A 22,814-nucleotide genomic window follows, 5' to 3' on the forward strand; every position below is an offset into this window, starting at 1 on the left:
TAAAATCTGATTGCTAGAACACCCTTATTTAATTTTTATTTTTTAAATTCTATGTCGTGGACTCCCTTAAGTCATCGAATTCATCACTTGCCGCTTATCCTTGCGGGCCCGATTTTGCGCCGGACTGAAAGTCGGGCCGTGACAGTTTGGCTGGCTCTGAAAGCACCCCGCCGAGTCGAACTCAAGGTTTATTCGACAGAGGGCGGAACCGGCGAAATTGTCGATCGACCCTTGCTCCAAGGTGCGAACTCTACTGTGCAGCTCGGCAAATACCTGCACGTAGTGGCGGTGACTGCTAAACCAATTAATAGCAATGTCTTGACATCCGGGCAAATTTATGCTTATGACATCAAGTTTGCTGGGAGTAGCGAGTCGCCGTCGGGGGTGGCAGTCGCAGAAAATGAGAAAGAAAATCTCATTTCTTGCCTGTGGCCTGCCGCCCCGGATTTGTCGGCTTTGGGACGGGACACGATTAGTTATTTCGCTCACCAGTTGCCGACTTTTGCCCTGCCACCGAACGATTTAAACTATTTGCGTATCGTTCACGGTTCTTGTCGCAAGCCCCACGGAGACGGCAGAGATGCGCTGCCAATCTTGGATAATTCGATCGAACAGTTTGCAGGTACGGCAAATAGCAGGCCCCACCAACTGTTTTTAACCGGCGACCAAATTTATGGCGACGACGTGGCCGATGCGATGCTGTGGGCTTTGACTGATGCTGGCGATACACTGTTGGGCTGGGAAGAAAGTCTACCCCTGATGGATGATGCCCAAATTAAAAAGAATTTGTGTATCAGTATACCTAAAAATTCGCAAAACGAAAATGCAGTTGGCGAAGAGAGGGAAATTTTTAAAGAGTCCCCTATTCAGAAACTCTCTGAGGCTGATGAGTATCAGTACAAAAAACCAATTGAGTTACAGCCGGGGACTCGCAGCGATATTGCCAGAGATTTTGGCGGCTTTACGGCGATGTTGGTGAATAAACCGGACAAGGCTAAAAGTCACTTGTTCAGTTTGGGGGAATATTGCGCGATGTATTTGTTAGTTTGGTCGCCGATACTTTGGTGCGCGCGTTTTCCGAAGGGTAAGGATATTCGCCAAAATTCTAAGCAGGCAAAAGTCTGGGATAGAGAAGTTGTTGAACTTGACGGTTTTGCCCGCAATTTGTGGAGGGTGAGAAGGGCGCTAGCGAATATTCCTACTTATATGATTTGCGACGACCATGATGTTAGCGACGATTTTTATTTGAATCGAGAGTGGTGTTACCGGGTGCTGGGGAAGCCGCTGGGACGGCGGGTGGTCCAGAATGCTTTGGTGGCTTACGCTGTGTTTCAGGCTTGGGGCAATACGCCCGCACAGTTCGATCGGGAAAAACCGGGAGATAAATTATTAAAGGCTGCTGAAAAATGGTCTGTTTCGGCGGGAACTGATGTTTCTGCTTGGGAGGATGCGGCTTTGTATTTAGGAATTCCAAGGCTCGATCCGAAAACACATTTACCGAAGTTTAAATTAGATGAAGATGTTTTTATTTTGGATCGAGATGACGAGGGTGTAAATGAGGTTTTGAATTGGCATTTTACTGTGAGAAATTTTAAGCACGAAGTGATTGTGCTGGATACGCGGAGTTGGCGGGGTTATCCGATGGAAAGCCCGATGGATCCGCCGATGCTTTTGACTCACAAAGGTTTTGAGGAGCAAATTCAGAAACCTTTGAAGGAGACGGATTTGCTGAATAAAACTGAGGAGTTTGAGATTGAGGCGACGCTGGTGGTTGTGCCGACAAATTTGGTGGGTTTGTGGCTTATTGATGCGGTGCAAAAGTGGGATTTGGCACAGGGGAAGGTTTTTAGTAGTGATGCGGGGGATGCTTGGAATTTTCATGAGTTGGCTTTTGTGAAGCTGTTGGTGGAATTTTTTAAACAGCGCGATCGCGTGATTGTGTTGACGGGGGATATTCACTATGCTGCTGCTGTGCGACTGAGTTATTGGTATGATTGTCATTTTGGCGATTCTCGACCGAATATTGAGCCTTTGGGGGGGGCGAATTATAAGTCAAGTTGTCAATATTCTGTGCTGGCGCAGTTGACTGCTAGTGCTTTTATCAATGAGGAGTGGAAAACGCATTTAGTTCATACTAAGATTAAGTCGTTGCTTCCTGAGCGATCGCACCAATGTTTGGGATGGAATGAGCCGCTGGAATTAATGAATATTTCGAGGATGACCAGAAAGAAGGCTGTGGCGGCTGGTCTCAGAAATAGACAATCTCTGCCTGATTGGGGCTATCGGATTGACTGGATTAAACGCCAAAGAGCTCGGGTGTTTTTGAAGCTAGAAAAGGGAACTCCGTCAAGTAGATCGCATAAAAATAAACAATTGTCACTGCTGCATAGGTTGTGGAATTTTATATCGCTGTTGTGGCGCAATCGCTGGCTGCAAGAGGGTGATGAGATTGTGGGATATAGCAATATTGCGATCGTCAGTTTTCAGTGGCCTGCTGATGGTGATGGGGAGAAGGCGGTGATGCAAAATGTTTATTGGCGGCCACTTTGGGAGCCAGATAGTGTGGTTTACAGTCAATATTTTGTGCCGCTGGGATTGGATGAGGATGATTAGATTACCGATTTCTTGAAGAAGTCGGGGATTTGGATATTGGTACAATATTGTGATGCGTTTGTGGCAGTTTCCGCCGGGGGTTGAAACCCCCGTCTCATAGCTAAAGTCGGTTGAAACCGACTAAAGATTCGCCTCAAACCGATGTACATCAACTAAATCTTCAGTCCTCTTGAGAGGACTTTCGCTTTGAGACAGGGGTTTCAACCCCTGGCGGACTCGCGGGCGAACCAACTGGCTTTCCCTGCGCGGACAAACTAACGGACTAACAAATCAAATTCGATCGCACATTTCTCTCAAATTCGATCGCCCATCAACCAAAAAATCCGATCGCCCCTCCACCAAAAACCCGATCGCGGGGCCCCAGAAACCGGGTTTTTTCCGCAATACTTCGGTACAACCCACAGATTCGGACAAAAACCCGGTTTCTTGGATCGGCGGGTGGCCCAGAAACCGGGTTTTTTCCGCAATACTTCGGTACAACCCACAGATTCGGACAAAAACCCGGTTTCTTGGATCGGCGGGTGGCCCAGAAACCGGGTTTTTTCCGCAATACTTCGGTACAACCCACAGATTAGGGCAAAAACCCGGTTTCTTGGATTATCGCCCGTCGCTAACTCCCTCCAATCGCAGGAAATGCACCCGGCCCGATCGATCGCCCGCTACAACTGTCACTCCATCAGGGGCGATCGCACAGCAATTAAATCCATACTCTCCGCTGAAGCTAGCGAGCTCTTTACAGCTAAGCAAATCCCAGATTTTCAGGGTGTAATCCCATGAAGCGGAAATCGCTGTCATGCCGTCCGGTGCGATCGCCACTCCTCTTACCCAGCTAGTATGACCGGTGAGGGTTCTCAGTTGGGTGCCGCTTTCTGTGTCCCAGATTTTCAGGGTGTTATCATCTGAAGCGGAAATGGCTGTTAGGCCATTGGGTGCGATCGCCACTGCCCATACCGCGCCACTATGACCGGTGAGAGTTTTGAGTTCCGAGCCTGTGTCGGTGTCCCAGATTTTCAGGGTATTATCCATTGAAGCGGAAATCGCTGTTTTTCCGTCGGGTGCGATCGCCACTTCCCATACCGCGCCACTATGACCGGTGAGAGTTTTGAGTTCCGAGCCTGTGTCGGTGTCCCAGATTTTCAGGGTATCCCAAGAAGCGGAAATCGCTGTTTTTCCGTCGGGTGCGAGATCCACTGCATTTACCGCGCCACTATGACCGGTGAGAGTTTTGAGTTCCGAGCCTGTCTCGGTGTCCCAGATTATCAGGGTATTATCATCTGAAGCGGAAATAGCTGTTTTTCCATCGGGTGCGAGATCCACTGCATTTACCGCGCCACTATGATCGATGAGAGTTTTGAGTTCCGAGCCTGTCTCGGTGTCCCAGATTTTCAGGGTATTATCCCCAGAAGCGGAAATCGCTGTTTTTCCGTCGGGTGCGAGATCCACTGCATTTACCGATGTACTATGACAGGTGAGAGTTTTGAGTTCCGAGCCTGTGTCGGTGTCCCAGATTTTCAGGGTGTAATCCGTTGAAGCGGAAATCGCTGTTTTTCCATTGGGTGCGATCGCCACTGCATTTACCCTGTCACTATGACCGGTGAGAGTTTTGAGTTCCGAGCCTGTCTCGGTGTCCCAAATTTTTAGGGTATTATCCCAAGAAGCGGAAATCGCTGTTTTACCGTCGGGTGCGATCGCCACTGCATTTACCGATGTACTATGACCGGTAAGAGTTTTGAGTTCCGAGCCTGTCTCGGTGTCCCAGATTTTCAGGGTTTTATCATCTGAAGCGGAAATCGCTGTTTTTCCGTCGGGTGCGAGATCCACTGCCCGTACCCAGTTAGTATGACCGGTGAGAGTTTTGAGTTCCGAGCCTGTCTCGGTGTCCCAAATTTTCAGGGTATTATTCCAAGAAGCGAAAATCGCCGTGAGGCCGTCGGGTGCGATCGCCACTGCATTTACCCCGCCAGTATAACCGGTGAGGGTTCGCAGTTCGGCACCTGTCTCGGTGTCCCAGATTTTCAGGGTATTATCCCCTGAAGCGGAAATCGCCGTGAGGCCGTCGCGCGCGATCGCCACTGCATTTACATAGCTAGTATGACCGGTAAGGGTTCTAAGTTCGGCACCTGTCTCGGTGTCCCAGATTTTCAGGGTTTTATCATCTGAAGCAGAAATCGCCGTGAGGCCGTCGGGTGCGATCGCCACTGCATTTACCTCGCCACTATGACCGGTGAGGGTTCGCAGTTCGGTGCCTGTCTTGGTGTCCCAGATTTTTAGGGTGTTATCCCCTGAAGCGGAAATCGCCGTGAGACCGTCGGGTGCGATCGCCACTCCTGTTACCACGCTACTATGACCGACAAGCGTCCGCAATGCCCCTTCATTTGCCCGCTCTAAATTAGCCTTCAAAGGCCGGAACCAAGAACGATCTTTCGACTCCTTCGCCGCCTCCAGTAACTCCTGAATCTGCGGCATTTCAAAATCCAGCAACCTCCCCCACAAATGCCCAGCCAATTGCGTTTTATCCTGCTCCAAAACGTGCGCCGACTTCCTAATTGCCCCTTGAATCAACTTCAGTGTTTCAGTTTGCCCCTCCGACAACAAAACATCAGAAACCCTCGCCAAATCGTAATCCTCAATTAGCGCTTGTACCCCCAAAAAATCCAGTTTCATCTCAATAAAACCGAAATCCGTCAACCAAGCGCAATAACGGTCAAGCTTCCCCCGTTTCGCAAATCTCTTCGGTTGATATTTCAACAGCAAATCTCGATCTTCCTGACACTGCTGCGCCAACCACACACCTAATTCGCTCATACCGGCGCTCCGTCTATAGCGTTATCACAAATGTCATCATTAATATCTTCCAGTGTTAGTCCAGCCGACTGCACAGTTTCATCTGCTTCCAGAAACTGCCGAAAACTGTTGTGATAGATAGTGTATCGAGTTTCATTCCCTACTTTCTCATGTCGCAAAAACGAATTCCATTTTCCGAGCACCTGCTGTACTTTTATAACATTTTTATCGCCGGCAGATTTAGCCAACCAGCGACAAGAAACAGGTTCCTCTGCTTGCGACAGGAAATAGATAATCCTAACCTTCAATTCCAGCAGAGGATCGTTTTCCCTGCCCATGCCCATCATCTGTCCCCAGTGTTTTTGATAATATTCCTCCAAACCCGCTGGCAAATCATTTAAATTCACATCATTGTACGTGCCACCTTCAATCTCATCAAGTACGTGGCGGAGATAGATAAATTTCTTTTCGCTTTTTTGGGCTACCGCCGTCACAAACTGTTCCCGCTGCAAATTTCGACCCTTAATCCAATCCTGAATCAACTGGCTTCTCTCCGTGCGTTTTGCCAGATAAGCCTCGACATCTTTGAGACTGTCTGTACTGTATTTCATTAAATCAAAAACCGTCTTGTTAGCTGTCGGCATTGTCAGAAATTCCGGCCGCTTCGAGACAATAAAATAAACGTTATCCGGCAAATCATTAGGCAAATACGAAACATTGCTACCGCTAGTTTGAGCCTTCCAGTCAACTTCATCCAGCGCATCCACCACAAAAATAATTTTTTTGTCACTGCTAGACTTAGCGCTAACCTCCTTCAGTAAATCGCCTAGAAAGTTGTTATTTTTCAGGGCATTTTCCGGCAGACGCGGGTACTTGTCTTTAAGGCCAAAACCTTCAATTAACTGAGTGCAAGCATTTTCCAAAAAAGTTTCAGCGCTAACAATCCCGTCCGGTTGCGAGTTGAAATGAGTAACGCAGCGGCGCTTCAACATCACCACACAGGCAGCCATAATCGCGCTTTTCCCAACACCCGGTTCCGCCTGCAAAACAAAATAGCCTTTTTGCTTTGTCCTCAGAAACTCATTAATTGCTTCAAACACAAATTTCCGACCGGTAAAGTCTTTAATTCGGTCCTGAATAATCGTCTCTGACTTAACAGGAATCGGCAAACTCGGCGCAGCAGGATCGATATATCTTTCCAGCAATGCCCGAATTTGCGCCAAATCGTCGCGGATGCCAATTTCTATGGATTCCAATTTCCCCATCACTTGACAAATCTGCTGCCCAGTCGCCACGGCCTCCAATTTGTGCAGAATTTCTCCATTTTGCAGCCCCAAATCTCTCAGTTCAGCTAAAGCAATTTGGTGCAGATTCAACAGCATCGCCGCAAACTTTTCTCCTCCCTTCGCCGCATCCAGTTTCAGCACTTCGCGGTACGCTTTCGGGAAAGTTGCGTACAGCTTGGCCGCGACAAATTCCACAATTTCCGCATCGAAGGATTTGCCCTCGCTGGCCGCGAATTCGTTGAGGAAAGTGGCCCAATCTGCCGTTGTCAATCCGGTAACTCGATCGAACTCTTCGGCATCCGCAGAAAAAATCAGGGTTAACTGGTCTTCGGAAATATTTAAACCCCTTGACAAGTCGGCTGTATTCGTGTTAATATCCAGCCAGTATTCAGGAGTTTTCTCGGCTAATTGACTGAGTGCTGTTTCTGGATAAGGCAAATTTTTGGTTTCGGCGATCGCAATTAGGCGATCGGACTTCGCAACCTCTCTCAAAATATAGCCGATCGCCTCACCCGCCGCCTTAATCAAATCGTGATTATCGAGAATCCTCGGATTTTTGCTCAACCCTTCCGTCATCCGATTTGCCAGTTCATCAGCGGCCATAGTCTCAGCGAGACTACCAGCAATCGCCGCTAAGATAGAAACTCCCCCAAGTGCGATCGGGCCGCCGATAATACCCGCTGCTGCTTGAGTTGCCGGATTGGCGATCGCGCTTGAAATAACTTGTCCAATAGCCATCACCGCACTGCATCCAATTACCCTAGTTTTAAAATTAGCTAAGTCCATTAGTGGCATAAAATAAATATTCCTCTTTTCAAAAGTTGATAAGCTGTCCAGGAGCTAAATTGTATTTATTTGGGCGGGCAAGATGCCCACCCCACAATCAATTTAATCTACTGTGGAACAGGCATCTTGCCTGTTGATTTTGGGCGGGCAAGATGCCCACCCCACAAGAAACTTGATGTATTGTGGAACAGGCATCTTGCCTGTTCATAAAATCAGAGACAAATATCAACTACAAAACAGCAGCAACACTTGCCATCAACAACCCTTGAAACAATTTCACCCCATCAGTTTCGCCCAGCATCGGATCGGATGCCCGTTCAGGATGCGGCATCATTCCTAATACATTGCCTTGGCGATTGCAAATACCGGCAATATTATTTAACGAACCGTTGGGGTTGCCAGCATCGCTAATTTTGCCCGCCGGAGTACAGTAGCGAAACAGGACTTGCTTGTGCTCTTCTAGTTCTGCTAAAGTATCGGCATCGGCATAATAGTTGCCTTCCCCGTGAGCGATCGGCAAATCGATGATTTCACCCGTAGTATAAGCGGCAGTCCAACGAGTATTACCGCGCTCGACTTTCAAAGAAGCGCGATCGCAAATAAAATTCAATCCCGCATTCCGCACCAGAGCACCGGGCAACAAACCAGCTTCAGTCAACACCTGAAAACCGTTGCAGATGCCTAATACAAGTTTGCCTTTTTTCGCGTGTTCCGCAGTAGCCCGCATCGCCGGAGAAAAACGGGCGATCGCGCCGCACCGCAAATAATCTCCGTAACTGAAACCACCGGGAATTACAATGATATCAATATCCGAAATATCGGTATCTTCGTGCCAAATCATCCGCGTCGGTTGGTGGAGTAACCCTTGAGTCACCCACACCACATCGCGATCGCAATTTGAGCCCGGAAAAACAATAACTCCAAATTTCATAAGCTGAAGGAAGAAGGAAGAAGGAAGAGGGAAGAAGGAAGAGGGAAGAGGGAAGAAGGAAGAAGGAAGAGGTGTCAACATAAGACTAAAATCTTATGTTTTTCTCGCTTGTTTCTAAGCCTCGATCCCCCTAAATCCCCCTTAAGAAGGGGGACTTTGAGTCGTTCTAGTTCTTGTGTTTTTAACGAAGACTTTGAACGCTCTTGTCCTCGCTTTTTAACAAAGACTTTCAGAACCCTGTTGTCCCCCCCTTATTAAGGGGGGTTAGGGGGGATCTCCGAGTTTAAAAACACCCTAGGGACGATCGCATTTATGCCGCCGCTGTCTCCACAGCAACAGGAATTTCAGTCAAATCAAAGCGATAATTTTCAATCACTGGATTAGCCAAAAGTTGGTCGCAAACGCGATCGAGTTGTTCGCGGGCCTCCGACTCAGCAGCAGCAGTCAGCGTCAATTCAACGTACTTCCCGATTCGCACACGCTCAACATTGTCGTATCCCATGTGTTGCAAACCAGACTGTACGGCAGTGCCGGCGGGATCTAAAACAGAAGGGCGGAGGGTAACATAGATTTGGGCAAGATATTTCTGAGTCACGGGAATGTTGCGGTAGGTGATGTGAAAGTTAGCCCCATTGTATTCTACAACCGAGCTGCGCGCCGATCGCCATTTGGTTCGCCCAAGTAAGATAGCCTAGAAATAGGGACAGATGTGATTCCAGCAGATTCGAGAAAAAAATTATGAGAACCAACCACACCCGCAGTCAGGAGCGTATTTTAAACTTGCTCAAAGTCCTGAATCGATCGCTCTCAGCGCAAGATATCTACTTAGAACTGCGTAACAGCGACCAAAGCATGGGCCTAGCAACAGTTTACCGCTCCCTCGACGGTTTAAAGCGAGAGGGGTTCGTTCACGTCAGAACTCTCGCTAGTGGCGAGTCTCTCTACGGTGCCGCCCACCAAGACCAACACCACCTAACTTGTCTGGAATGTGGCACCTCCATTACGATCGACGAATGCCCCGTCCACCACTTAGAAAGCCAACTACAACAATCTCATTCTTTCAAGATTTATTATCACACTTTGGAGTTTTTCGGATTGTGCGATCGATGTACTTTGGCTCAAGAATCTTAGAGAAGTTATTAGTCATCAGCGATCTCAATTCCCGTTGCACGAGCGAAATGATTGTTGACTGTTAACTGTTGACTGTTGAATCTGGTCGAAACACTGAATGGTTGAGTGTTAAATGTTGACTCAATTTTATTATTCCCATGAAACCGCCAACGATCTAGCAATCCTCGGATCATTTGTGAATTTCTTACTTTCTCCCCGCGGGTTCGGGGAGGGTTGGGGTAGGGTGCAAAAGTGAGATGATCCCGGTGTTGTTTGTGTAGCGACAGATTTAAACCTGTTGTTTTATTAACTCGCTCAAGGATGCAAGAACTCTAAATGGTCTCCTGGAATCGATCGCAATTTTGCAGCCGAGCCTTGCAGTTTCAATCGGCCGCGTTCTAACATGATAATCCAATCGGCGCGATCGATCACTCGCGGCCTGTGACTGATAAAAATCGTCGTTTTCCCGTGCCGGTACATCAACAATTGTTCTAAAACTTCCGCTTCGCTTGCGGGGTCAAGCCCTGCGGTAGATTCGTCTAAAATCAATACGGGTGGGTTATTGAGAATGGCGCGGGCGATCGCCAATCTTTGTCTTTGTCCGCCAGAAATATTCGCTCCAAACTCCCCTAAAACAGTTTGATATTTATCCGGCAATTGGCTGATAAATTCATCCGCCCCCGCAATTTTGCAGACTTTAACAATCTGTTCAAAGCTGATATCTGGATTGCCCAAACGAAAATTTTCGAGAATCGATCTGCTCCAAAAATGTGCTTCTTGAGGAACCAATACTACCTGCTGTCTGAGACTGTCGAGAGACAAATCCTGTAAGTTGTAACCGCCAATTCTAATATTACCAGATTGCAGCGGGTACAGACCAGAAATTACTTTTGCTAGCGTACTTTTTCCGCAGCCGGAATGGCCGATTAAAGCAATTGCTTGACCGCCGGGAAATGTGACCGAAAAATTTTCCAGCAAGTCAAGTCTACCGGGGTAGTGAAAATTAACACTCTTGCAAACAATACCGTCGCGGTTCTGAATTGTTACGAAAGGTTTATTCGTATCGTCTTTAGTTTCCGCTTCAGCATCGATAACTTCCGACAGCCGTTGAGTAGCTGTCTGCACGCGAGTCATCTCATCAGTAAATCCTACTAGCGAATTCACCCAAGTAGTAACGTTTTGATTCATGCTAATAAACGCTAGCAACTGACCTATACTCAATACCTTGTCAATCACCAAACCGCTACCAAGCCACAGCAGAGTAATGCTGCCAGCAGAGGCAACAAAACCAGAAAATATATTGTTAAGAATGCCAATTTGTGTAGTGCGAAAACTGATATTTGCTAAACGACCGAAGCGGGTTTGAAATTCTTCCCAAAGTTGCTGACCGCTGCTAGTAGTTTTGACAGTCAGTGCGCCTTTAAAAGTTTCTACTAAAACGCCTTGAGTTTCTGCTTCCAACACCAATAAAATGCGCGTTTTTTGCTGCAATACGGGCAGAAATACGACTGTAGAGGCAGTCATTAACAGAGCTATAGCTGTAGCTGCTAACGTCAGTTTCTTGCTGTAAAATAACATAAAGATAAAAGAAAATACAGCTATAAAAAATTGACTTGGCAAGCTGATAGCGACTTGAGAAACTAATTTATTTATTTCTTGGATATCTTGTAATCTACTGACGACTTCGCCACTGCGTCTAGTTTCGTAAAAACTCAAAGGCAATCGCAGGAATTTGCGCGCGAATTCCATCACCAATCCCAATTCTAAACGCTGGGAAAACTGAGCAATTAAGTTGGACTGTACCAATCCTAAACTGCTGCTAAAAAGGTTCATAACGATAACTGCGATCGCCACGCTTGCCAGGAGTTGTCTGTCGCCCCGCACCAGGATGTCGTCGGTGAGCATTTGAACTAGAAAAGGCGAAGAAATTGACAGCAAACCCAACACTGCATTCAGCAAAAATGCTTCCATTAAAATCGGGCGGTAAATCCCAATCCGGCGCATCCATTTTTGTAACGAATTAGCGGGCGGTTGACCCTCTGCGGCCGCAAAAAACCGCTCAGCATCTGGTTCTACTAGCAAGCACAGCCAATCTGTCCAAGCTGCTGCTAATTCTGCTTTAGAAACATAGCGCATACCGACAGCCGGATCGCCGATCGCATATTGGTTGCCCTGTTTTCCGTACAACACAACCCAGTGAGAGCCGTTCCAGTGAATAATCATCGGTAGAGGGGCATCATCGAGCTTGTCTAAAATTGCAGCGGCCGCTCTCACCGATCGAGCATTAAAGCCGATCGCCTCAGCTCCTTGTTTCAAGCCAAGTAAACTCGTCCCTTGTTGCCCAGTGCCGACAAATTCTCGCAAGCGGCTAATTGTAAAATTCTGTCCGTAAAATTTACCGATCGAAGCCAGACAAGCTGCACCGCAATCTTCTTCGCTCTGCTGGAGAACAACCTGATATTTCATCAGCCTGTTTACTTGTCCGAAGAAAGGCATTTCTCGGATAAAAGGAATGTTTTTTAACATTTGGCAAAATGAATAATGAGTAGAGCCTAATGAACATTACCCCTCACCGAGTAGCCAATCAGAACAAAGCACCCATAAGTTTATGGGTGCTTTATTGATTCGTATCAATCGAGCTGAATACACAGCAGTAAACTTTACCAGTAGCGGTACACTACTCTTAAGGAGCCGTCGAAATCCCGGCGGTACACGACGTGACGGGTCGGACGGTAACATTTGTATCGATTAGAATAAGAGTGACCGCCGTTGACGCTAGCTGATTCTTCAGATGTAAGTTCAGTAAACAGTGAATTGTCCTTTGTTTCTTTCATGCTTTGGCTCCGTTTAAGTATAGAAAAGTGAAGGGAAGCTAGAAATCTTATCTAATTTCTAGAGCCTCGTGTAAATACTGACTAATACTTCTGCTAGTGCTGGGCAACCTCCGGAATATTACGGAGAAATATTCAAATTTTACTCGATCGCACAACTTGACTCAGCTATCTAAACCATTAGGGTTTTGAAAGTGCGATAGTCGTTCGGATTGTACTGATAAAGCTGGCTAGGCGGCGGCAGGAAAAACAGCATATTCAGACCATAGCTGCTGCTGTTATCCGTGTAGCTGTTGCTTTTAGCACCGCTAACACCGCTGGTAATGCTGCCACCGTTGACAGTAGCAGATTCTCCATCGGTTACTTCGATGAAGAGTGAATTTTGTTGATTTTCTGACATAAAGAACTCCTATTAATACCTATGTACTTACTACCTACGCATACAGGAAAAACCCGGTAACAGCGCCAAAAGTCATTGCAAAAATCCCATATTTTCCTGACTGTAGCCCGTTGGCTTCACTCCTCTTGATATTTGGGGAAGTTTGTGGGTGGGAACGCCAAAGCTGTGCGGATTTTTACCTTTACCCTGTGAATTTTGATTTAGACTTCTAAACCTATGCTTGGTTTCCGGAAAGCCGATCGTAAAGGTGACAAAACAAATCAGCGATCGATCTCTCCCTCCCCCCCAACTCAAAACTCAAAACTCCAAACTATTCCCCTCTCCCCCTTGCCGCCATGTCTCTCACTCCCGAAGCCACACCCGCTGAAACCTTTGATAACGACCAGTTTTTGCCCCCTGTCAGCCGCTGGACGACTTTGGGGGGCATTTTGATGGTGGCGACCTTTGGCGGGGCGATCGCCCTCGCTAGCGTCACCAAATACAGCGCTACAGTCAAAGCAGATGCGATCGTCCGTCCCGCCGGAGAAGTGCGCGTCGTGCAAGCAGCAACCGAAGGAACCGTCGAAAGCATTGCTGTCAGCGAGAATCAGACAGTAAAAGAAGGAGATGCGATCGCAGTTGTAGACGCTTCGCGTTTGGGCGCTCAACAACAGCAATTACAAGAAATAATTAATCAGTCTCAAACAGCAGCACAGCAAATCAACCAGCAACTGCGCGACTTAGAAAATCAAATTTTGGCCAGCGCCCAATTTAAAAGCATCCAAAGAGAAAGTTCCGCCCAACAGGAATTAATCGAATCCGCTTTAGTAAAATTCGCCACATCGCTGCCAGATGTCGCCGAGAGACTGGGCCGAAGTCGGCGGGTTTTGCTCGTTAAGCGATCGTCCCTTCAACAACAATTGATTCAAGCTAAAAAAGAACTAAATCTAATTGACTTAAAACTCGAAAATAGCGTGATCCGCGCCCCCGCTGATGGTACAATTCTCAGATTGGAAGTACGAAATACTGGTCAAACCGTACAAGCCGGCAGCGCGATCGCCAAAATTGTCCCCAGCGACGTACCCCTGGTAGTCAAAGCCAAGGTAACATCCCAAGACATCGCCCGCATCCAAATCGGCCAACCCGTACAGATCAGGATTTCGGCTTTGCCTTTCCCCGATTACGGCACATTAAAAGGAACCGTCAGCGAAATCGCCCCAGATGCGATCGCCACTCAAAATCCCACTAATAATTTAGGTACAGCTTATTACGAAGTGGCAATTAAGCCCGAACAAACTTATTTAACAAAACTCAAATCCGCCAACGGCCAATTCTTCGGAAACTCCCCGGCTAATGTCCCCCGCCAGTATTCAATTCAATCGGGAATGGAAGGCCGAGCCGATATTATTACGGGCGAAGAAACTGTTCTGACATTTGTTCTACGCAAAGCCAGGTTGCTGACAGATTGGTAATTAGTCAGTTGTCAGTTGTTAGTTGTCAGCAGTCAACAGTCAACAGTCAGCAGTCAGCAGTCAGCAGTCAACAGTCAACAGTCAACAGTCAACCGCCAGAAAATTAGAGGCTCTGAAATTGAAATAACGTGTCAATATAGAAATGTGAGTTCAATTCTATTCTTTCCTCATGGGCAAACAGCGCGTTCTTTCTGGAGTTCAGCCAACAGGCAATCTTCACCTCGGCAATTATCTCGGTGCCATTCGCAACTGGGTAGAAGGTCAAAGTCAGTACGAAAATTACTTCTGCGTAGTCGATTTGCACGCAATTACCGCACCGCACAATCCAGCAACTCTAGCCTCCGACACTTACACGATCGCGGCACTCTATTTAGCTTGCGGCATCGATTTAGAATATTCTACTATTTTCGTGCAATCCCACGTCTCGGCGCACACAGAACTAGCATGGCTGCTCAACTGTATTACGCCGATTAACTGGCTCGAAGATATGATTCAGTTTAAAGAAAAAGCAGTTAAACAAGGTGAAAATGTCAATGCAGGCTTGCTAAATTATCCCGTGTTAATGGCAGCAGACATTTTGCTTTACGATGCCGACAAAGTGCCAGTGGGAGAAGACCAAAAACAGCATTTGGAACTCACCCGCGATATTGTCATCAGATTAAATCACCAATTCGGCACGCCCGAAAAGCCAGTATTGAAACTTCCCGAACCGTTAATTCGGACTGACGGTGCGAGGGTAATGAGTTTGACAGATGGCACGCGCAAAATGTCGAAATCTGACCCTTCCGAACAAAGTCGAATTAATTTATTGGATTCGCCAGATGTGATCGCCAAAAAAATCAAGCGCTGTAAAACCGATGCCGTGCGGGGGTTGACTTTTGACGACCCCGATCGCCCCGAAGCTAGAAATTTGCTGACACTTTATCTCCTGCTTTCCGGCAAATCTAAGGAAGAAGTAGCAACAGAGTGTGAAAACATGGGTTGGGGAGATTTTAAACCCTTGCTGACAGAGACGACAATTAATGCCCTCAAACCAATTCAGGATAAATACAAGGAAATAATGGACGATCCGGGATATTTAGAGTCTGTACTACGTCGCGGAAGAGAACAAGCAGAAGCTATTGCTAATCAAACTCTAAATAAGGTTAAGAAAGCTTTCGGTTATTCTTTACCTGTTTAGTTGTGAGTTGTGAGTTGTTAGTTGTTCTTGGTTACTTGTTAAGAATGACAACTGCCAACTGCCCACTAACAACTGCCAACCGTCAACAGTCAACAGTCAACAGTCAACAGTCAAATAACAAATAACCCATAACAGACAAATAATCATGAACCGTTTTCGCACAGCCTGCACCACCCCCGGAGAATTTATAATTACCGCCGAAGTTGCCCCGCCAAAAGGCGGCGACATAACTCACACAATTCAAATGGCTGAACGCCTCAAAAACAGAGTTCACGCAATTAATGTCACAGACGGGAGTCGCGCAGTTTTGCGAATGTGCCCGCTAGCAGTTTCGGCGATTTTAGTGCAGCACGGAATTGAGCCAATTTGTCAAGTTGCTTGTCGCGATCGCAATCTAATTGGCCTGCAAGCGGATCTCATGGGAGCCCACGCTTTAGGCATTCGCAATGTATTAGCACTTACAGGCGATCCCGTCAAAGCGGGCGACCATCCTAAAGCAAAAAGTGTATTCGATTTGGAATCAGTTCGGCTATTGCAAGTTATTCAAAAAATGAACGGCGGCCAAGACTGGAATGACAAACCTTTAACCGACGGAGTTACTGATTTATTTGTAGGTGCAGCAGTCGATCCGCAATCCCCCAGTTGGTCGGGTTTGCAAAGTCGGTTCGAGAAAAAAGTAGAGGCTGGAGCACAGTTTTTTCAGAGTCAATTAATTACAGATTTTGAAGTTTTGGATAAGTTTATGCACCACGTTGCAGCGGGCTGCAACAAGCCAGTCTTAGCAGGAATATTTTTGTTTAAATCAGCTAAAAATGCTGAATTTATTCAAAAATACGTGCCGGGAGTTCACATCCCACAAGAGACGCTCGACCGTTTGGCTAAAGCTCCAGAACCATTGCAGGAAGGAATAAAAATTGCGGCAGAACAAGTCAAGCTAGCGCGGCAGATTTGTCAAGGAGTTCACATGATGGCTGTCAAACGAGAAGATTTAATTCCTCAAATTTTGGATTTGGCAGGAATCGAGCCGCTGAGCTAAACTTAAACGTAGGAGCGGGTTTTACCAATTATCAATTCCTAAAACTAACGATTTCGTAAACTCATGAACCCGCCCACTCCCGCGCTACCATTTTGAACATCAATAAAACAATCATGCTTCAAACTGTAGACAATCCAAGCAGTTCTCCCGCAGTCGAACAACGTTTCACTTGGCGCGGTTTGACATGGCATCAATTCAAGGCCATTCAAGCTGGTTTTGAAGACGTGGCGAATGTACGCTTATTTTATTGTGATGGAGTTCTAGAAATTGTGGGTACTGGAAGGTTGCATGAAGCGATTAGGTGTTTGATGCGCTTGCTAACGGGACAGTATTTTCTGAAAAAAAATTGTATTTTTTGCCAGCGGTACTTATAGTCAGATTGTCGAACAGCAAGTCGAGTATCAGGCAGATTTGTCTTATTGTTTCGGAACTATTAAAGATGTTCGAGATTTATGTATTGAGATTGTTATGACTAGCGGTAGTCCGATTAAACTTCAGAAATACCCACTGATGGGAGTCCCGGAAGTCTGGTTTTGGGAAGATGGCACTCTAGAGCTTTACCATCTGCGAGAGGAAGATTACGAGCGAATTGCTAGCAGCGAAATGCTGCCTGAGTTAGACTTATCTTTGCTGAAAAGGTGCATTTTATTTGGTTCGCCTTGGGATGCGCTTGAGGAGTTGGCTAAAGGAATGGGCGAGCGGAAAAATTGACCAATAAACTATTTTTGAAATAGCTCGATCGACTAAACGGTTATTAAATAGGAGCAACTGGCAATGACTGACTCAGAAATACTTAATTCTGATACCATTAAAACACTAAATACTAGCATATCAGCAGTTACAGTTTATACCGATCGCGCTTTGGTGACGCGGCGCGGTACGGTATCTCTGACGGGAAACGAGCGAGAATTGGCGATCGCCTCTGTACCGGCAACCCTCGAAACAGAGTCAGTCAGGGCCACGGGTGCGGGTACAGTTGCAGTGCGATTGCTGGGAGTGCGAACCGAAACAGTGTTTAGCAGCGAACCTGTGGGCGATCGCACTGCCGAATTAACCCAACAAATTCAGGAATTACAAACCCAAAGACGGGGAATTAACGACAAAATAACAGCCCGAAAAATTCAGCTCAAATTTGTGGAAGGTTTGAGCGAAAAAAGCGTCGGTTTCTTTTCCAGCAGCATCGCCAAACAGCAGGTAGGTTTAAACGAAACTGGCGAATTGCTCAACTTTTTAGGAACTAATTACCTAAAATATGTAAGTGCGATCGCCCAGCACGAAAAACAGCAGCGCGAATTAGACAAGCAAATAGAAGCTTTGCTGCTGCAGTTGCGGCAAGTACAAACTCCCCATTCTCAGCAAAGTTTTAACATCATTGTTGCCATAGAACCCAGTGGCACCGGCAATTTTGAACTAGAAGTTTCCTATGTAGTCATGGGAGCCCGCTGGACTCCCCTTTACGACTTGCGAGTCAACACTACCAAAAACCAAATTAATCTCAATTACTTAGCCGAAGTCAATCAAAATACAGGGGAAGATTGGACGGGAGTAGGGCTGACTTTATCCACAGCAAAACCGGGAATGGGAACTTTGCCACCAAAACTAGAACCTTGGTACATCGATGGTTTATACCCTGGACGCCGTAGAGGCCGATCCCAAAAAGCCGAATTAGAGCAACCTCTTAGCGTTTCATCAGACTATGATGTAGACGTAAACGATATGTTCTTTGAAGACGTTGCAGGCGCTACATCCGACATGGCACTCGCACCCATACAAGCTGAAACAGCCACAGCCAAAGTCTCCAGAGAAGGCGGAACTGTTTCATTTCAAGTAGGCGGAAATACCAACATTCCCAGCGACGGCACGCCGCACAAAGTCACTATTTTCAGCGAAAATTATCCATTTAAACCTGAATATATAGCCGTTCCGCGATTAGTCAGTTTTGCCTATTTGCAAGCAGTTGTTGTGAATCCGCTGACAGGCGCAACTCTGCTTCCAGGTAAAGCAAATATCTTTCGCGACAACACTTTTGTCGGTACTGTACCATTAGATAATATTTCACCTGGTGCCGAATTTAAGCTGAATTTAGGAATTGATGAAGGGTTGAAAATCGATCGCGAATTAGTGGAAAGACAAGTAGATAAAAAACTGATCGGCAATCAGCGGCGCACGAGTTACGCTTATCGCTTAAATGTGACCAACTTGCATCAGGTGCAGGTACACCTGACACTAAAAGAGCAATTGCCAGTAAGCCGCAATGAACAAATTAAAGTGCGATCGACTCTCACTAATCCGAAGATAGTAGCAGGTGAAATGGGACTCCTAGAATGGATAATGTCTCTGCCGCCGCAAGCAAAGCAAGAGTTATATTACCAGTTTGTTGTAGAACATCCTCCCGAGTTAACAGTCAGGGGTTTAGATATTTAATATTAAGTCGATAAAACGTTGTTTGTAGTCAGGACTTTAGTCCTTATTCGTCACCCCGTATGAGGACTGAAGTCCCGATAAACTCTCAAATCTAGCGGTAATTTGTAAACTGCAAAGCCACGGGATAATCTTCTTGTTTCAAGCGTTGAATCACCAACTGCAAATCATCTTTATCCTTGGCAGAAACGCGCACTGCATCTCCTTGAATCGAACCTTGAATCTTCTTAAATTCATCGCGAATCAATTTAGTAATCTGTTTCGCGATTTCCTGACTAATTCCTTTTTTAAGTTTAATTTCTTGACGCACCCGACTGCCGCTAGCAGGTTCAGCTTTGCCGTAATCAAAAATTTTCAAAGATAAATTCCGCTTGGCGGCTTTAGTTTGCAAAACAGTGTGAATTGCGTCGAGAGTAAATTCGCTGTCCGTATTGACAGTAATTGATTCTGCGCCCAATTCCACGGTAGTTTTGGTATCTTTCAAGTCGTAGCGGCTTTGAATTTCCCGCACAGTTTGGTCAACGGCGTTAACTAATTCTTGCCGATCGAACTCGCTGACAATATCAAAGGAATAACTAGCAGCCATAAATTAGTAATTGGTAATGGGTAATTGGTAGTTGGTAATGGGTAATTAGTAATTAGTAGTTAATAATTAGTCATTAATTAAGCGTCTCTTAACTAATGACTAATGACCAGTGACTAATAACAATTAGCCATTAACAGCTCTCAAACTGAAATAGAATAAAGAAACAGTGCAAGAAGAACTAATCGCAAACATGAGCGATCGCGCCAGCGGCACATTCAGAATATAGAAAACCGAAAACAACAACCGGGCGATCGTAAAAGCGATCGCAGCCCAACCCGCCGCTTCGGAATCTACCCCCGTCACAAAAGCCATCAAAGCCGCCGCTGAAAACAGCATAAACGTCTCAAACGAATTTTGGTGAGCCCAAGTTGCCCGCTGAGCGTAAGCAGGCAACCTCTCAAACATAGCGCGGGGGGCTGCTTGGTCATAGCCTAGCTGCAAGCGGGCGAACGCAACCACCAAAAACGGTGCGTAAACCAGCGCAGCAGCAGCAGCAATACAATCAAGCAGAATAACCGACACAGGCAATCCCAACAGCATCATCCGCCTCGCAGTTCAATCAAAATAGAACAGAGTAACTACCTTGCGCTGTTCCTCCGCATCCTGGCAAGTTTTCAGCAAAGTGTGGCTTTCGTGAAAAGCAAAACATATCAGTTGCTGGCAGCGAGAAATAATCTCCTGATTGCACATGGCGCTTGCTTCCGGGAGAGACAAGCTATCATTTTTGGGATTTTCTACCAAATGTATCACTTGTTCGAGTTGGTCGCGAGACTCCCGAGGCTGGCGACTCATGCTTTGTGGCAAAATCACCGTCAGCAGATTAGGATCTGCTCGCATTGCCCCCCGAATTGCGGCTGAATTGGTGCCTGTAGCGCCAGAAGTGATGAGCTGATTGCCTCCCAGAACTATGGCGTAGCTCAGCATCTCAATTAGCTGCTGGTGGGTAATAGGAACGTGGCGAGAACCCAAAAGAGCAATCCGCTTGGAGCTGGTTTGCTGGATCGCCGCAAGTTCTTGTAAAAAATCATCTACTCTGGGTAGCTCAATTGATTGACTCAAAGAATTTATTAAATTAAATAAAACTACGTTGTGGATTTTAGCAGACTCACTAGCCATTGCCGCCAAAAAGAAGTTAAGAATTGCTGATTTACGGGATCAGACTAGAGGATCTGGAGATTTTAGGAAGCCAGAAGGCAGAATGTCTCAAGACATTCGCCAGCCGGAGCTCAAGGTAGAATTCAAGAAAAATTGAGAATTTAAGAATTTTGGCTTTTTATTTATTTAAACAAAAAGTTTTCTCTGCCGAATACCTTCTTCCCTCAGCTCCGGCTCTGTTATTAATGGACTCGATCGCTCAGGCCCAAGGATGCCATCAGACCCTCAAGGTCAAAATGTTCTGCCATTAGCTGAGTAACGCATTCCACCTTGATCGGTTCGTGCAGCCGCACGTTGCCAAAGGTGCTGTCGATAATTTCTACCGTCGTTAAGGTATCCAAATCAACAGACAAAACCGGAATTTCCATTTCTTCTGCCCTGCCAATCACTAGGGGAGAAGGAGGCAAGTGACCTGTCAAAATTAAGCACTGAGTCGAGCTCTCCAGAGCTGCTAGCTGAATGTCCGTGCGATCGCCCCCCGTCACCACCGCCATATTTCTCGCTTTGCGGAAATACTTCAGAGCAGAACTAACATTCATCGCGCCAATTGTCAAGGTTTCCACCATCAAGTCCAAACGGTCTCGACGGCACAGCACATCAGCTTTCAATTGGTGCACCAATTCTTTGACGCTGACACTTCGCAGCAAAGCACTTCTCGGCAGCATTCCCAAAACAGGAATACCTGCAGCCTCCAGAAAAGGCCGCACAGTCGCCGTTACCGATTCGAGTTTGTCCGAGGGAACGTCGTTGAGTACCACGCCCAGCAACCGCGAACCCAAACGCTGTTTAGCAGACAGCAAATCGTCTATATAAAGATCGATCGGGCGGGCTACCAACAGCACAGAGGCATCAACTGCCTCAGCGACTTGAGCCAAAGACAAGTCAAACAGACTGCCTTCCTCCAAATTAGCTGGGCCTTCTAACAGCACCAAGTCTCCGCTGGGAGCTTGCAAATATTGCGCTAAAGACTGGCGGTAATCTGTCTTGTCTTCTCCCCGCAAACGCTTGTGAACGGTCTCTTCATCCAAATACAGCAGTGTTGACGGCATCTGGCTTTCTGAGAGCTTCAGCGTCTCTACCGCGAACCGCACGTCTTCCTCCTCGATCGCAGCTCCCTCGGAGCTGAAACAGGTTCCCAGAGGTTTGCCGTAGGCGACGGCCAGTCCTTTTGCCCGGAGTCCGAGTGCCATCCCCAGGGCGATGGCCGACTTGCCGCTGTAAGCTTTTGTGGAACCGATCAGCAAATATTTAGTCAATTTGGGTACGCCTTCAATCCTCAATTTGCACCTGTCTATTTCAATAAATTTAGTTTTTTCTACAGTATTTCTGAACTGCGACTCAATTTGGCAATACTATTATACTCGATTTTGTCGCTTTTGGGCAGATTGTTTTTTTGCGAAAAACTTTTATTCGCCTGTTAGCAACCCTTTTCTTCCCATTCTTTTTACTTGATTTTGGGAAAGCAGTTTTTAAATTGTTTGTTTTACCCGCCGTTTTTGATAATGATTTCTCGCCCCTGCTTGCTTTAAAAACCCATTTTACTTATAAAAGTTTTAGCAACTTTTTTATTACTGAACTTAGAGAGTGATACCGACTTTTATAAAATCTAAATAACCGAGGAGAAGTTGTGATTTCACTAGAAACACCTATTGAGAGGGCTTGGTGAAGTTTTTGTTTGGTATATAGCAATTCTAAATTATTTGTGGATTTCTTACCCCCTCGCCTTACGAAGGGTAGAGTTGGGGCGGGGTAAAAAAAATACGACTCATTTATGATTGCTATCCTACAGGTATTTTGTAGGAAGAAAGCCCGGTGCTTGCCCGATCATTTTTGCATATAATCGAAAATCGATAGGTTGTATTATTAGTTATTAATTATTAGTGCGATCGCCCGCGTTCAAACCGATCGGTGGCACTGCGAGCAAGAAGCTGCTTAGGATCGGGCTTCTAGCTTCTAAACAAATAATATCAATTCCGGTTGCACCGGAATGATATAGCTTGGGTTTTTGGCCACCAATGGAAACAAGTAATCCCTTTAATCAAAGAAGATTGTTTCAGCAGAACTTGGCAACGTTGAAATAATACTTCTTCTAATTCATCCAGATTTTGAAATGACCGATTGGCAATTGGTTCATTTACTAAAGGCCACAGACGTTCTGAGACAGTTGTAATACCAAATCCGGGTTAGCTACCCCCGTTATGATGGCAAAAAAAACTGCACTCACTTGTATTGGTTTAAAACTCC

21 protein-coding genes and 1 pseudogene are annotated in these 22,814 nt (G+C 46.3%); 9 read left to right on the forward strand and 13 right to left on the reverse strand.

What is annotated here, in order from left to right:
- The first annotated feature begins 51 nt into the window (after positions 1–51).
- The gene (locus QUB14_RS20510) at positions 52–2,613 is read left to right on the forward strand and encodes a PhoD-like phosphatase (protein ID WP_333297296.1); all 2,562 of its coding nucleotides are present in this window, start codon (positions 52–54) and stop codon (positions 2,611–2,613) included.
- A 270-nt stretch (positions 2,614–2,883) separates the two neighbouring features.
- Here the strand turns inward: QUB14_RS20510 and QUB14_RS20515 are convergent, their stop codons facing one another.
- The 5 genes from QUB14_RS20515 to purS all read right to left on the reverse strand — a co-directional run bounded on the left by QUB14_RS20515 (position 2,884) and on the right by purS (position 8,995).
- Positions 2,884–3,093: a hypothetical protein gene (locus QUB14_RS20515; protein ID WP_333297298.1), complete on the reverse strand. Its 210-nt coding sequence runs from the start codon at positions 3,091–3,093 to the stop codon at positions 2,884–2,886.
- A 117-nt stretch (positions 3,094–3,210) separates the two neighbouring features.
- Positions 3,211–5,418: a WD40 repeat domain-containing protein gene (locus tag QUB14_RS20520; protein WP_333218789.1), complete on the reverse strand. Its 2,208-nt coding sequence runs from the start codon at positions 5,416–5,418 to the stop codon at positions 3,211–3,213.
- A complete protein-coding gene (locus QUB14_RS20525; RefSeq protein WP_333218790.1) occupies positions 5,415–7,478 on the reverse strand; it encodes an ATP-binding protein in 2,064 nt (687 codons plus the stop codon). The genes QUB14_RS20520 and QUB14_RS20525 overlap by 4 nt, the downstream gene beginning before the upstream one ends.
- Before the next feature lie 220 nt (positions 7,479–7,698).
- Entirely contained in the window at positions 7,699–8,400 is a 702-nt protein-coding gene (gene purQ / locus QUB14_RS20530; protein ID WP_333067849.1) for a phosphoribosylformylglycinamidine synthase subunit PurQ, read from the reverse strand.
- Between the two features lie 310 nt (positions 8,401–8,710).
- Positions 8,711–8,995 carry a phosphoribosylformylglycinamidine synthase subunit PurS gene (gene purS / locus QUB14_RS20535; protein WP_006634701.1) on the reverse strand — a complete coding sequence of 95 codons (285 nt, stop codon included), beginning with the start codon at positions 8,993–8,995 and terminating at the stop codon, positions 8,711–8,713.
- Positions 8,996–9,138: 143 nt separating this feature from the next.
- Between purS and QUB14_RS20540 the strand changes: the two genes are divergently transcribed.
- The gene (locus QUB14_RS20540; protein ID WP_006634700.1) at positions 9,139–9,531 is read left to right on the forward strand and encodes a Fur family transcriptional regulator; all 393 of its coding nucleotides are present in this window, start codon (positions 9,139–9,141) and stop codon (positions 9,529–9,531) included.
- A 294-nt stretch (positions 9,532–9,825) separates the two neighbouring features.
- On the opposite strand, the gene QUB14_RS20545 is transcribed toward QUB14_RS20540, so the two are convergent.
- From QUB14_RS20545 to QUB14_RS20555, 3 genes are all read right to left on the reverse strand, one after another.
- Entirely contained in the window at positions 9,826–12,036 is a 2,211-nt protein-coding gene (locus tag QUB14_RS20545; protein WP_333218791.1) for a peptidase domain-containing ABC transporter, read from the reverse strand.
- A gap of 134 nt (positions 12,037–12,170) precedes the next feature.
- Positions 12,171–12,344, reverse strand: coding sequence for a hypothetical protein (locus tag QUB14_RS20550; protein ID WP_333218792.1), 174 nt, complete (start codon positions 12,342–12,344; stop codon positions 12,171–12,173).
- A gap of 169 nt (positions 12,345–12,513) precedes the next feature.
- On the reverse strand, positions 12,514–12,741 hold the full coding sequence (locus QUB14_RS20555) for a secretion protein HlyD (RefSeq protein WP_333218794.1): 228 nt from the start codon (positions 12,739–12,741) through the stop codon (positions 12,514–12,516).
- A gap of 335 nt (positions 12,742–13,076) precedes the next feature.
- Here QUB14_RS20555 and QUB14_RS20560 point away from each other — a divergent pair, with 335 nt between their 5' ends.
- The 6 genes from QUB14_RS20560 to QUB14_RS20585 all read left to right on the forward strand — a co-directional run bounded on the left by QUB14_RS20560 (position 13,077) and on the right by QUB14_RS20585 (position 18,832).
- Positions 13,077–14,192, forward strand: a complete 1,116-nt coding sequence (locus QUB14_RS20560; RefSeq protein ID WP_333218796.1) for an HlyD family efflux transporter periplasmic adaptor subunit — start codon at positions 13,077–13,079, stop codon at positions 14,190–14,192.
- 169 nt (positions 14,193–14,361) lie between these two features.
- On the forward strand, positions 14,362–15,372 hold the full coding sequence (trpS, locus tag QUB14_RS20565) for a tryptophan--tRNA ligase (RefSeq protein WP_333218798.1): 1,011 nt from the start codon (positions 14,362–14,364) through the stop codon (positions 15,370–15,372).
- A gap of 145 nt (positions 15,373–15,517) precedes the next feature.
- Complete coding sequence (locus tag QUB14_RS20570; RefSeq protein WP_333218800.1) at positions 15,518–16,408, forward strand: methylenetetrahydrofolate reductase; 891 nt, start codon at positions 15,518–15,520, stop codon at positions 16,406–16,408.
- 113 nt (positions 16,409–16,521) lie between these two features.
- Positions 16,522–16,782, forward strand: coding sequence for a hypothetical protein (locus tag QUB14_RS20575; protein WP_333218802.1), 261 nt, complete (start codon positions 16,522–16,524; stop codon positions 16,780–16,782).
- Between the two features lie 94 nt (positions 16,783–16,876).
- A complete protein-coding gene (locus tag QUB14_RS20580; protein WP_333218804.1) occupies positions 16,877–17,119 on the forward strand; it encodes a hypothetical protein in 243 nt (80 codons plus the stop codon).
- Between the two features lie 63 nt (positions 17,120–17,182).
- A complete protein-coding gene (locus QUB14_RS20585; RefSeq protein ID WP_333218806.1) occupies positions 17,183–18,832 on the forward strand; it encodes a mucoidy inhibitor MuiA family protein in 1,650 nt (549 codons plus the stop codon).
- 91 nt (positions 18,833–18,923) lie between these two features.
- Here QUB14_RS20585 and QUB14_RS20590 read toward each other — a convergent pair whose 3' ends face one another.
- The 4 genes from QUB14_RS20590 to QUB14_RS20605 all read right to left on the reverse strand — a co-directional run bounded on the left by QUB14_RS20590 (position 18,924) and on the right by QUB14_RS20605 (position 21,850).
- Complete coding sequence (locus QUB14_RS20590) at positions 18,924–19,415, reverse strand: YajQ family cyclic di-GMP-binding protein (protein WP_006634691.1); 492 nt, start codon at positions 19,413–19,415, stop codon at positions 18,924–18,926.
- Positions 19,416–19,538: 123 nt separating this feature from the next.
- Positions 19,539–19,955, reverse strand: coding sequence for an MAPEG family protein (locus QUB14_RS20595; RefSeq protein WP_333218812.1), 417 nt, complete (start codon positions 19,953–19,955; stop codon positions 19,539–19,541).
- A gap of 15 nt (positions 19,956–19,970) precedes the next feature.
- Positions 19,971–20,474, reverse strand: a complete 504-nt coding sequence (locus QUB14_RS20600; RefSeq protein WP_039887610.1) for a hypothetical protein — start codon at positions 20,472–20,474, stop codon at positions 19,971–19,973.
- 278 nt (positions 20,475–20,752) lie between these two features.
- Positions 20,753–21,850 (reverse strand): phosphotransacetylase family protein, encoded by a 1,098-nt coding sequence (locus tag QUB14_RS20605; protein ID WP_333218808.1) that lies wholly within the window; start codon positions 21,848–21,850, stop codon positions 20,753–20,755.
- Positions 21,851–21,963: 113 nt separating this feature from the next.
- Between QUB14_RS20605 and QUB14_RS20610 the strand changes: the two genes are divergently transcribed.
- Positions 21,964–22,158 carry a hypothetical protein gene (locus QUB14_RS20610; RefSeq protein ID WP_333218810.1) on the forward strand — a complete coding sequence of 65 codons (195 nt, stop codon included), beginning with the start codon at positions 21,964–21,966 and terminating at the stop codon, positions 22,156–22,158.
- A gap of 379 nt (positions 22,159–22,537) precedes the next feature.
- Here QUB14_RS20610 and QUB14_RS20615 read toward each other — a convergent pair.
- Positions 22,538–22,729, reverse strand: a pseudogene (locus QUB14_RS20615) (hypothetical protein); the annotation flags it as partial.
- Between the last annotated feature and the right edge of the window lie 85 nt (positions 22,730–22,814).

The organism is Microcoleus sp. B3-D2, assembly GCF_036705345.1.
Taxonomy (GTDB): Bacteria; Cyanobacteriota; Cyanobacteriia; order Cyanobacteriales; family Microcoleaceae; genus Microcoleus.

Bases quoted from the DNA above. Each gene is read 5' to 3' on its own strand.
- QUB14_RS20510 (WP_333297296.1), top strand. From the start codon at position 52: ATGTCGTGGACTCCCTTAAGTCATCGAATTCATCACTTGCCGCTTATC.
- QUB14_RS20520 (WP_333218789.1), bottom strand. From the start codon at position 5,418: ATGAGCGAATTAGGTGTGTGGTTGGCGCAGCAGTGTCAGGAAGATCGA.
- QUB14_RS20525 (WP_333218790.1), bottom strand. From the start codon at position 7,478: ATGCCACTAATGGACTTAGCTAATTTTAAAACTAGGGTAATTGGATGC.
- purQ (WP_333067849.1), bottom strand. From the start codon at position 8,400: ATGAAATTTGGAGTTATTGTTTTTCCGGGCTCAAATTGCGATCGCGAT.
- QUB14_RS20540 (WP_006634700.1), top strand. From the start codon at position 9,139: ATGAGAACCAACCACACCCGCAGTCAGGAGCGTATTTTAAACTTGCTC.
- QUB14_RS20545 (WP_333218791.1), bottom strand. From the start codon at position 12,036: ATGTTAAAAAACATTCCTTTTATCCGAGAAATGCCTTTCTTCGGACAA.
- QUB14_RS20550 (WP_333218792.1), bottom strand. From the start codon at position 12,344: ATGAAAGAAACAAAGGACAATTCACTGTTTACTGAACTTACATCTGAA.
- QUB14_RS20555 (WP_333218794.1), bottom strand. From the start codon at position 12,741: ATGTCAGAAAATCAACAAAATTCACTCTTCATCGAAGTAACCGATGGA.
- QUB14_RS20560 (WP_333218796.1), top strand. From the start codon at position 13,077: ATGTCTCTCACTCCCGAAGCCACACCCGCTGAAACCTTTGATAACGAC.
- trpS (WP_333218798.1), top strand. From the start codon at position 14,362: ATGGGCAAACAGCGCGTTCTTTCTGGAGTTCAGCCAACAGGCAATCTT.
- QUB14_RS20570 (WP_333218800.1), top strand. From the start codon at position 15,518: ATGAACCGTTTTCGCACAGCCTGCACCACCCCCGGAGAATTTATAATT.
- QUB14_RS20575 (WP_333218802.1), top strand. From the start codon at position 16,522: ATGCTTCAAACTGTAGACAATCCAAGCAGTTCTCCCGCAGTCGAACAA.
- QUB14_RS20580 (WP_333218804.1), top strand. From the start codon at position 16,877: ATGACTAGCGGTAGTCCGATTAAACTTCAGAAATACCCACTGATGGGA.
- QUB14_RS20585 (WP_333218806.1), top strand. From the start codon at position 17,183: ATGACTGACTCAGAAATACTTAATTCTGATACCATTAAAACACTAAAT.
- QUB14_RS20590 (WP_006634691.1), bottom strand. From the start codon at position 19,415: ATGGCTGCTAGTTATTCCTTTGATATTGTCAGCGAGTTCGATCGGCAA.
- QUB14_RS20595 (WP_333218812.1), bottom strand. From the start codon at position 19,955: ATGCTGTTGGGATTGCCTGTGTCGGTTATTCTGCTTGATTGTATTGCT.